Source organism: Stenotrophomonas sp. 2YAF22, from assembly GCF_052114665.1.
Taxonomy (GTDB): Bacteria; Pseudomonadota; Gammaproteobacteria; order Xanthomonadales; family Xanthomonadaceae; genus Stenotrophomonas; species Stenotrophomonas indicatrix.
This window is the reverse complement of the sequence record NZ_JBFRFE010000103.1, coordinates 1-9,404: the sequence shown is the minus strand read 5'-3', so window position 1 is coordinate 9,404 and position 9,404 is coordinate 1. Positions and strand designations below refer to the sequence as shown.

At 66.8% G+C, this 9,404-nt stretch carries 8 protein-coding genes and 1 pseudogene; all 9 read right to left on the bottom strand.

Annotated features, from left to right (window positions below; translation table 11 throughout):
- A pseudogene (locus AB4Y84_RS06430) lies at positions 1-330 on the bottom strand (hypothetical protein); the annotation flags it as partial.
- Positions 331-453: 123 nt separating this feature from the next.
- Positions 454-1,161, bottom strand: coding sequence for a DUF4124 domain-containing protein (locus AB4Y84_RS06425; protein WP_442244505.1), 708 nt, complete (start codon positions 1,159-1,161; stop codon positions 454-456).
- Between the two features lie 43 nt (positions 1,162-1,204).
- Complete coding sequence (locus AB4Y84_RS06420) at positions 1,205-1,765, bottom strand: Sua5/YciO/YrdC/YwlC family protein (RefSeq protein ID WP_108266987.1); 561 nt, start codon at positions 1,763-1,765, stop codon at positions 1,205-1,207.
- 121 nt (positions 1,766-1,886) lie between these two features.
- Positions 1,887-4,370 (bottom strand): DNA topoisomerase I, encoded by a 2,484-nt coding sequence (locus AB4Y84_RS06415; protein ID WP_312110647.1) that lies wholly within the window; start codon positions 4,368-4,370, stop codon positions 1,887-1,889.
- A gap of 222 nt (positions 4,371-4,592) precedes the next feature.
- Positions 4,593-5,522: an RDD family protein gene (locus tag AB4Y84_RS06410; protein WP_312787211.1), complete on the bottom strand. Its 930-nt coding sequence runs from the start codon at positions 5,520-5,522 to the stop codon at positions 4,593-4,595.
- Positions 5,523-5,571: 49 nt separating this feature from the next.
- A complete protein-coding gene (locus AB4Y84_RS06405) occupies positions 5,572-6,312 on the bottom strand; it encodes a GYF domain-containing protein (RefSeq protein WP_442244506.1) in 741 nt (246 codons plus the stop codon).
- A 40-nt stretch (positions 6,313-6,352) separates the two neighbouring features.
- A complete protein-coding gene (locus AB4Y84_RS06400) occupies positions 6,353-6,826 on the bottom strand; it encodes a DUF494 family protein (protein ID WP_025879062.1) in 474 nt (157 codons plus the stop codon).
- Between the two features lie 43 nt (positions 6,827-6,869).
- Complete coding sequence (dprA, locus tag AB4Y84_RS06395) at positions 6,870-7,997, bottom strand: DNA-processing protein DprA (protein ID WP_363734058.1); 1,128 nt, start codon at positions 7,995-7,997, stop codon at positions 6,870-6,872.
- Between the two features lie 132 nt (positions 7,998-8,129).
- Complete coding sequence (locus tag AB4Y84_RS06390) at positions 8,130-9,257, bottom strand: LysM peptidoglycan-binding domain-containing protein (protein ID WP_442249890.1); 1,128 nt, start codon at positions 9,255-9,257, stop codon at positions 8,130-8,132.
- Between the last annotated feature and the right edge of the window lie 147 nt (positions 9,258-9,404).

Here is a 9,404-nt window from a genome sequence, read left to right as displayed (position 1 = left end):
GTCGAGGATGGCGTCGCCGCCTTCGTGCTCGACCATGCGTGCTTCCATGATCGTTCGGCCCTCACGTGGCTGCGTCGCGGCAGGCTCGGCGGCTGCGTCCACGGAGGGCACCGCTGCAGGCGGCGGAAGGGGGCGGTCCTGCACCGGTGCAGCTGGTGCTGCGGCGGCTGGCGCAGGGACGCGCTGGATCTGCTGGCGGGTGCCGGCGGGGCAGGGGGTGCGTTGCAACGTAGGAACATCGCTGCTGCCCATGCAGCGGTAGATCACCATGTCGTCGGCCAACGCGTTGCCGGGCAACAGGCCCATGGCCAGCCAGATCAGTCTTTTCATGCGATCAGCCTACAGCGGTGGCACATGCCCTGGTAGTTGCCAACCTTGGTTGGCACCGCTGTTTGCCAGTGCCCACCAAGGTGGGCATCTACCAAAGAGGAGGTACCGTCCCCAGCGTGGGGCTCAGCCGCCGCAGTCCTGCGCCAGCCGCGCGTCGATGCCACGCTGCTCCTTGCTGATCGCGGTGCGCTCGCTCTGCAGCGCGCTGTTGTAGCGCCGGTCCAGTTCCCAGCGACGATCACGCAGGCGTGCGCACACTTCCTGCGGGGGCAGGGCGTGGCAGGTATCGCGCACCAGGATGTTGCCGGCAGGCACGTTGACACCGACGCCCACTGACGGCGGGCGATACACCGGTGGTCCCCCACCGATGGAGGCATCGATGGTGGTGCCACTGCTGGCCGGGCGTGGCCCTGGATGCGGTCCGGGTCGCCCGCCACCAAGATGACCATGCGGATACCAGACCGTGGTCCACAGCGGTACCCAGCGCGGATTTCCTTCGTTGTTGTCGCTGGTGTAGCGGTCGCCGTCTTCACTCACGCATTCGTACATCGGCTGTGGCGGCTGGATGTAGACATGGCGCACCTCGCGCTCGCGCATCGGTGGCGTCTGCACCGGTGCGGGCGGTGCGGCCTCGGTGCTGACCACCCGTGGCGGCGGGTCGCGCGGCCGTTGCAGGTCGCGCACTTCCTGGCGGCCGGCCATGCAAGGCTTGTCCTGCAGGGCGACGGCACCATTGCTGCCGACGCAGCGGTAGACCCGCACGTCGTCAGCGGCAAGTGCCGGCAACGGCAGCAGCAGGGCCAGGCACAGGGCAGGGCGGAGCAGGGTCATGGGCGCAGCGTGCGCGATCGGCGACGCCGACGCAATCAGCCTGTCAGGAGCGCAGTACGTTGCCACTGAGCGCGTCGCGGATCGGCGTGGGTTGGGCCAGGCCACCGGTCTGCCCATCGAGGATGCCGTCGAGCAGGCGCAGCAGGCGCGGGTCAAGCTCTTCGCGGCTGCGCGCGGGGGGCTCGCCGGCAAGGTTGGCGCTGGTGGAGACCAGAGGGCCTCCCCAGGCCTGGCACAGCGCTGCGACCAGCGGGTGGGCGCTGATGCGTACCGCGATGCCGCTATGTTCGCCGGTGATCCAGCCGGGGGCGCGGGTGCCGGCGGGCAGGATCCAGGTGTTGGCGCCAGGCCAGCTGGCAAGCACCGCACGCTGGCGTGCATCGGGCAGGGCCTGCAGGCGCACCCAGCCCTGCAGTTGCGACAGTTCCGCAGCCACCAGGATCATGCCTTTCTCGATCGGGCGCTGCTTCAGCCGCAGCAGCAGGTGTACCGCTGCCTCATGCGAAGGGTCGCAACCCAGGCCCCAGACTGCTTCGGTCGGGTAGGCGATCACCCCGCCACTGCGGAGCGTGGCGACTGCGGTGTCCAGCGTGAGTTCTTTCATGGCGGCGACCGGGCCCGGCGTGGGCCTTCATTATCCCCCCGCTGCGTGCACAACGGGTGGAGCGGTGGATGCGGACCGTTGGTCCGCACACCTTGGCACCTCATCCACGCATGGCGTAGATCTACTTTGCAGCCTTCTTGACGGCCTTCTTTGCCGGTGCCTTCTTGGCCACGGCCTTCTTCGCAGCCGCCTTCTTTGCCGGTGCCTTCTTGGCAGCGGCCTTCTTCGGCGCGGCTTCCTTCTTCACTGCCGCCTTCTTTGCCGGTGCCTTCTTGGCGGCAGCCTTCTTGGCGCCGAAGCCCTTGCGCACCGGCTTGCCGGTCTCTTCCATCAACTGCTGCACYTCGGCCAGGGTCAGCGATGCCGGTTCACGATCCTTGGGGATCTTGCCGTTCATCTTTCCGTCGCTGATGTACGGGCCGAAGCGACCGTTCAGCACCTGGATGTCGCTGCCGTCGAACTCCTTGATGATCCGGTTGCGCGCGATTTCTTCCTTCTCTTCGATCAGGAACACGGCGCGGGCCAGGTCGATGGTGTACGGGTCGTCTTCCTTCTTCAGCGAGGCGTAGGTGCTGCCGCGCTTGGCGAACGGGCCGAAGCGGCCGATGCCGACGCTGACGTCCTCGCCCTTGTCCTCACCCAGCGCGCGCGGCATCAGGAACAGTTCCAGCGCGTCTTCCAGGGAAATGGTGTGCATTGACTGGCCCGGCCGCAGCGAGGCGAACTTGGGCTTGTCCTCGGCATCCTCGGCGGTGCTGCCGATGGCCGCGTACGGCCCGAACCGGCCCAGGCGCACGCTGACCGGCTTGCCGGTCTTCGGGTCGGTACCCAGTTCGCGCGCACCACTGGCCTCGGCACGGTCGACCGATTCCTTCTTGTCTTCGACCAGTTCCTTGAACGGTCCCCAGAAGCGCGACATCAGCGGAATCCACTCTTCCTCGCCACGCGAGACGGCATCGAGCTCGTCCTCCAGCTTGGCGGTGAAGTCGTAGTCGACGTACTGGGTGAAGTGGCTGGACAGGAACTTGGACACCGCACGGCCGACATCGGACGGGCGGAAGCTGCGGCCTTCCATTTCCACGTACTTGCGGAACAGCAGGGTCTGGATGATCGAGGCGTAGGTCGAAGGACGACCGATGCCGTACTCTTCCAGCGCCTTCACCAGCGCCGCTTCGGTGAAGCGCGGCGGCGGCTGGGTGAAGTGCTGGTCGGCCACGATGCGCTCCAGCGGCACCCGGTCGCCCGGCTTCATCGCCGGCAGCTTGCGGCCTTCATCGTCATCCTCGGCGCTCTTGCTGTCCTTGCCTTCTTCGTACACGGCCAGGAAGCCGGGCACCACCACCGTGGTGCCGCTGGCGCGGAACACATGTTCGCTGCCGGCCGACAGATCCACGCTGACGGTGTTGAGCGTGGCCGGGATCATCTGGCAGGCCACTGCACGCTTCCAGATCAGCTCGTACAGCTTGCGCTCGTCGTCGGTCAGGAACCGCGCGACCTGGGCCGGGGTACGCAATGCCGAGGTCGGACGCACGGCTTCGTGCGCTTCCTGGGCGTTCTTGGACTTGGTCTGGTAGGTGTTGGGCTGGTCGGGCAGCGAGGCGATGCCGTAATCACGGGCGATCACGTCGCGGATTTCGGCCAGCGCATCCTGCGACAGGTTCACCGAGTCGGTACGCATGTACGAGATCAGGCCGACCGTGCCTTCGTCGCCGCCGATGTCCACGCCTTCGTACAGCTTCTGCGCAACCTGCATGGTCTTGCGCGTGGTGAAGCCGAGCTTGCGCGAGGCTTCCTGCTGCAGCGTGGAGGTGGTGAACGGCGGCGCGGGGCGGCGCTTGCGCTCCTTGCTGGCCACGTCGGTGACATGCAGGGCGCCCTGTGCAGCCTGCTGGATGCGCAGGCGGGCGGCCTCGGCGGTGTCGCCGTCGGTGACGGTGAACTGCTCGAATTTCTGCCCGTCCAGCTTGATCAGCTTGGCGTTGAAGTGCTGCGAGGGATGCGCGCACTCGGCGGCGATCGACCAGTACTCGCGGGCGATGAAGGCTTCGATCTCTTCTTCGCGCTCGACGATCATGCGCAGCGCCGGGCTCTGCACGCGGCCTGCTGACAGGCCACGCTGGACCTTGCGCCACAGCACCGGCGACAGGTTGAAGCCGACCAGGTAGTCCAGCGCGCGGCGCGCCTGCTGGGCATCGACCAGGTCGCTGGCGATCTCGCGCGGCTGGCTGATGGCTTCCTTGATCGCGCGTGGCGTGATCTCGGTGAAGACCACGCGCTGCATCGGCTTGTCCTTGACCAGCCCGCGCTCTTTCAGGATCTCGGCGATATGCCAGCTGATCGCTTCACCCTCGCGATCCGGATCGGTCGCCAGCAGGATGTCGTCGGCGCCCTTTGCGGCCTTGGCGATCGCATCGACATGCTTTTCGTTCTTCTCGATCACGTCGTAATGCATGGCGAACCCGTTGTCCGGGTCAACCGCGCCTTCCTTCGGGATCAGGTCACGCACGTGCCCATACGAGGCCAGGACCGTGTAGTCCTTGCCGAGGTATTTGTTGATCGTCTTGGCTTTGGCCGGCGATTCAACGATGAGCAGGTGCTTGGGCATGGCAGCAGGGTCTGTGGGTAAGCCGCGGGGAAGGGCCGCTAGGGTGGAGCAAACGGCCGCATTAGTGAAGCGGCCACGGGCAAATCAATAAACTGAACGCCCGGGACTGTGCCGGGCGTTCAGGTTTCACCTTATTAGAGGAATCACGCCCGGCCTGCCGTTGTCAAGCAGGGAGGCGTGAGGATGGCCGTCCGCGACGGCGCATTGGCCCTCGATCCGCGATCACGACGCCATGTTGGCGATGACGCCGACGGCGAAGATGATCGCGGCGAAACCGGCCAGCATCAGCAGGCCGCCCAGCACCAGGATCACGATGGTCACCGTGCCCATCTCGCGGCGCTGCAGCTGCGGCTGGTCGGTATAGGCCCAGCGGTCGACCACTACGGTGTCGCAGATGAGGTCATGCAGGCCCTGCTTGCGCTCGGTGAAGGCGGCCATCAGGTAGCCGATGCAGAGGGTCAGGCCACTGAGGATGGTGGCGAAGTAGCGGCCGATGCTGCGGCCCAGGGTCAGGCGATCGCCGTTGCCGCGCACGACCTTGATGCCGATGGCCATCTTGCCGAGGGTGGCGCCGCCACGGGAGGCATGGAACCAGCCGTAGTAGGCGGCGGCGATGAACAGGCCAGCCAGGCCACTGATCAGCTGGGTAACCACTTCCACCGCTGTTTCGCCGCTGCCGGTCGCCCCCATGCCGGCGCCGAGCACGAAGCCCAGCACGCCACCGACCACGCCGCTGGGAATCAGCAGGACGAAATAGTCGATCAGGTAGGCGGCAAAGCGCTTCCAGAAACCCGCGTAGACCACTTCGCCACCCTGCACCGGCTGCGAATAGTCACCACCACCTGCGCCGGGCGCAGTGTACGGCGAGCTGCTGAGGGCGCCGGTGCCCGGCAGTGGCGCGGTGCCGTTGTCGATCGCGGCGTAGTCGTTGCGCAGGTCGAAGCCACCGGTGGCGGTGGAGGTGCTGGCATCGGCCAGGGTCTGCAGGCCCAGTTCGTCCACCATCTGCCGCAGCGGTGCCCACTGTCCCATGCCTTCGCGCCAGACCAGGGTGTCCAGGGTCAACTGGCCGCGCTGGAAACGCTGGCGGATCTCGGTGATCTCCAACGGGCCTTGGCGTTGCTGTCCTTCGGCGTAGTACCACTCAGTCATTGCATGTCCCCTGTTGGGTCGTCCTTGGTGGGTTTGCCCGATGCGCGGCTCAGCCGTGGCATTGCGTGGGCAGATACTTGTCGTCGCTTTCGCCGCTGCATTCCCAGCGCCCGCTGTCACGGTCGTACTCGAGCCACAGCAGGTCGCCGTCCTGGCTCTTGCCCGGAACCGCCAGCGTTGCTTCGATGCCGCAGTGACCATTGTTGAAGCGGCCGATATGCACGGCCGACAGGCCCTGGCCTGCGAATTCGTCCGCGGCCGGGAAGCCAGCGTCGTTGGCGCCCGGGCAACGGCCCTGGTCATCGGCGAAATGCTGGACCTTGTCCTTCAGCGGCTGCAGCGCCGTGATCGCGCCGGCGACCTTGGCCTTGATGATGTAGTCGTTGTAGGCCGGCAGGGCGATGGCCGCCAGGATGGCCAGGATCGGCACCACCACCAGCAGGGCAACGCCACCGATGATGGCGGTCAACGCGCAGCCGGACAGGCCCTTCTTCGCGGCCGGTGCAGCGTCCATCGGCGTGGTCGCGTAGGGCGACGCAGGTGGCAGGGTTGGCGGCAGAGGAGCGGCAGGAGGTGGCGGCGGCACAGCGACAGTGGCGGCTGCATCTACAGCGGGCACGATCAGGCCCAGTTCGTCGACCACGTTGCGCAACGGCTGCCATTGCGGCAAGCCGTCGCGCCAGACCAGGGTGTCCAGGGTGATCTGGTTGCTACGGAACAGCTCGATCAACTGTTCCGAGGGCAACGGGCCTTGCTGGCGGTTGCCTTCGGCATGGAACCACTCACTCACGGGGGACGCTCCTGAATGCGCACGGCCCCCAAGTGTACGGTCAGTGCAGGGGTTCTGGCTCGTCCACGAACATCTGCGTTTCCATCCAGGCGTAGGCCGCCTCGGCGCCGGGCTGGTTGAACAGCACCATCAGCACCACCCATTTCAGGTCGTCCAGGTCCAGTTCGTCCTGGTCCAGGGCCATTGCCCGGTCCAGCACCAGCTCGCGCTGGCCGGCATCGAGGATGCCGTGCTGTTCCAGGTACAGCAGGAAACCACGGCATTCCACATCAAGCTTGTCCAGCTCCGGGCCGTGATAGATGCGCACCGGGCCATCGACCCGGGCCTGGGCCGCGCTTGGGCGCTGCGCTGCCAGGGCATCGAGCCATTCGAATGCCTTGTTGATCTCAGTGGGGCTGAAACCGGCCTGGATCAGGCCATTCTGCAGTGAGTCGCGGTCACGGATCAGGTCCGCATCTTCGCTGAAATAGTGTTCAAACAGGTACAACAGTACATCCAGGATGCTCTCTTTCATTGCCCCTCGGCCTGCGTCGCGCGACGCTGTGGAGGTGAAGAAACTAGGGACGTCGACAGTAGCGGCCGTGTACGCACACCACGATCCCCGCAAGTTCCATGGCCAGCAGCATGGAGGACACCTCCGACGCCGTCAATCCACAGTGCGTGATCAGTGAATCCATACTGATTGGGTCGTGCCCCAGCGCCTGCCACAAGCGCTGGTAGTCAGCGTCGTTCGCCCAGCAAGCCGGCAGGTCCGCCGGCGCTGCCTGTTCAGTGGGGGTGGCAAGCCGGGTTTGCAAGCCCGGAAGCTGGTGACGCAATGCCGGGGCCAGCAGTTCCAGCACTTCCTCGGGACGTTCGACCAGGGCAACCCCTTCACGGATGAGCCGGTGGCAGCCGGCGGCGCGTGGATTGAGCACCGAACCGGGTATCGCGCAGACCTCGCGGCCGGCTTCGGCTGCCAGCCGGGCGGTGATCAGGGCGCCCGAACGTTGCGCGGCCTCGACCACCACCGTGGCCAGGGTCAACCCGGCCACCAGCCGGTTGCGCGCGGGGAAGTGGCCCGGCCGTGCGGGCGTGCCTGGCAGGTACTCGCTGAGCACTGCGCCTTCGGTAGCGATTGTTGCCTGCAGGCGGGTATGGCTGGTGGGATAGGCGCGGTCCGGGCCGGTGCCGATCACCGCGAGGGTGCAGCCGCCTGCGTCCAGCGCCGCCTGGTGGGCGGCCGCATCGATGCCCGCCGCCAATCCACTGGTCACCGCCAGCCCGGCCTCGACGAAACAGGTGGCAAACCGGGCGGCGAGGGCGCGACCGGCAGGAGTGGGTGAACGACTGCCGACCAGGGCCACCGCGGGGCGCCAGGCGATGGCTGGATCCCCGGCAACGAACAGGGCCAAGGGCGGGTTGGGTGCATCAAGAAGGAGGGGCGGGAAGGCCGGATCGTTGCAGGCCAGCAGATGATGATCTGGCTGCTGCAGCCAGCGCTGCGCAAGTGCGAGGGCGCGGGTATCGGGACGCTGCAGCGCAGCGCATTGTTCCGGCGTGCAACCGTGGGCTCGCCAGCCTGCAACGCCCAGCGCCAGCGCTGCATCCGCATTGCCGGCGGTCTGCAACAGGGCGCGCCTGGGTGCCAGGCCTCCCCCCGCGATCAACAGGCGCAGCAGCGCCTCATGTACATGTTCAGTCATCCCCCGACTATCGGCTTCACGCAATAAAGGCGCCCTAGGGCGCCTTCGCGTATCGCTGTCAGGGTATCCCGGAGGTTGCCGGCCGATGCGGCCGGCACTCCCTGCCGAGGCCGGGCGGGGCCCGGCGCTGGCTCATTTCGCGTCCGGATGCAGCGCGCTGTAGCCCACACGCACCGGCTTCACACCTTGCATCACCAACGCATAGCTGACGTTGTCGAAGGTGCGGAAGACCATGGCATGCGCGGCGTACTCATCCGGCAGGCTGACCCGGCCGGCGCCAGTGCTGACCGAATCGTCCATGCGCGAGGACCCCGGGAACTTCATCCGGTGCGCCACGTGGCTGCCATGGCGCCACAGCGAGAACACGGTGCCGTTGTCCACGCCCTGGGCGCGGCCAGCCGAAATCGCGATCACATCGCGCGGGCCGCCGGTGCTGAACATGTCGGTGACTGCCAGTACGCGCACATCCACGCCTTCCACGCCGGCTGCGGGCACATGCGGGAAGAACTGCAGGTCGTACGGCGTGGCCTCGACCGGCACCAGACGGTCGCCGGCACGCACTTCACGGCCGCCACTGGCGTTGTCCAGGACCAGGGTCGACGCTTCGGTCTTGCCGCCAGCCACCTTGGTGATGGTGCCGGTGCCGACCTGTGCCAGCTCGTAACCCAGTACGCCACGGCGGTGGTTGGGCGCGCTGAAGGCCTTCCAGAGGTTGCCGCTGCCCGGGGTGACATYGCCATTGGCGGTCAGGTCCTCGGTGGGCTTGGGCTGGGCGTAGCGCACGGTCGGGCGGACCACGGCCCAGCGCTGCCCGGTCTGGGCGTCGGCCAGGCGCACATAGGCGGTCTGCCCACCGGTGGCGCGCAGGCGGTTGTCTTCCAGCGCGACCACGTACGGCAGCTGCTCGATGCTGTCGACCACGCTGAGCTGTTTCAGGAACGGTTCCACCTGTGCCAGCGGCACGCCGGTGACCGGGGCTTCCTGGCGCGGACCGGGCTGGGCCGTTACACGGTCCAGGTAGGCCAGGCTGAGGACGTCACCGGGATAGATCAGGTGTGGATTGGCGACCTGCGGATTGGCCTGCCAGATCTCCGGCCACAGCCATGGTTTCTGCAGGAAACGTCCTGCGATATCCCACAGGGTGTCCCCTTTGCGGACCACATAGGTGTCCGGGTGCCCGCCATTCACTTCCACGGCGGTAGCATAGGCAGCCACGGTCAGCATCGCCGCGGCGACGACCGTACGAAAACGAAGCAACATAGGTGTGAAGCCCTGATTCCCCAACAGGTTCGCGCACTATAGTCCAGAAACCGGGGCGCAAGGCAAGCGTTGGAGCTAGAATCTGCGACGTATGCCGGCGTAACCCGGCCCCAACCCCGGAAACTGCCATGGCTTTACTCCCCATCC

Bases quoted from the DNA above. Each gene is read 5' to 3' on its own strand.
- AB4Y84_RS06410 (WP_312787211.1), bottom strand. From the start codon at position 5,522: ATGACTGAGTGGTACTACGCCGAAGGACAGCAACGCCAAGGCCCGTTG.
- AB4Y84_RS06420 (WP_108266987.1), bottom strand. From the start codon at position 1,765: ATGAAAGAACTCACGCTGGACACCGCAGTCGCCACGCTCCGCAGTGGC.
- AB4Y84_RS06425 (WP_442244505.1), bottom strand. From the start codon at position 1,161: ATGACCCTGCTCCGCCCTGCCCTGTGCCTGGCCCTGCTGCTGCCGTTG.
- dprA (WP_363734058.1), bottom strand. From the start codon at position 7,997: ATGACTGAACATGTACATGAGGCGCTGCTGCGCCTGTTGATCGCGGGG.
- AB4Y84_RS06400 (WP_025879062.1), bottom strand. From the start codon at position 6,826: ATGAAAGAGAGCATCCTGGATGTACTGTTGTACCTGTTTGAACACTAT.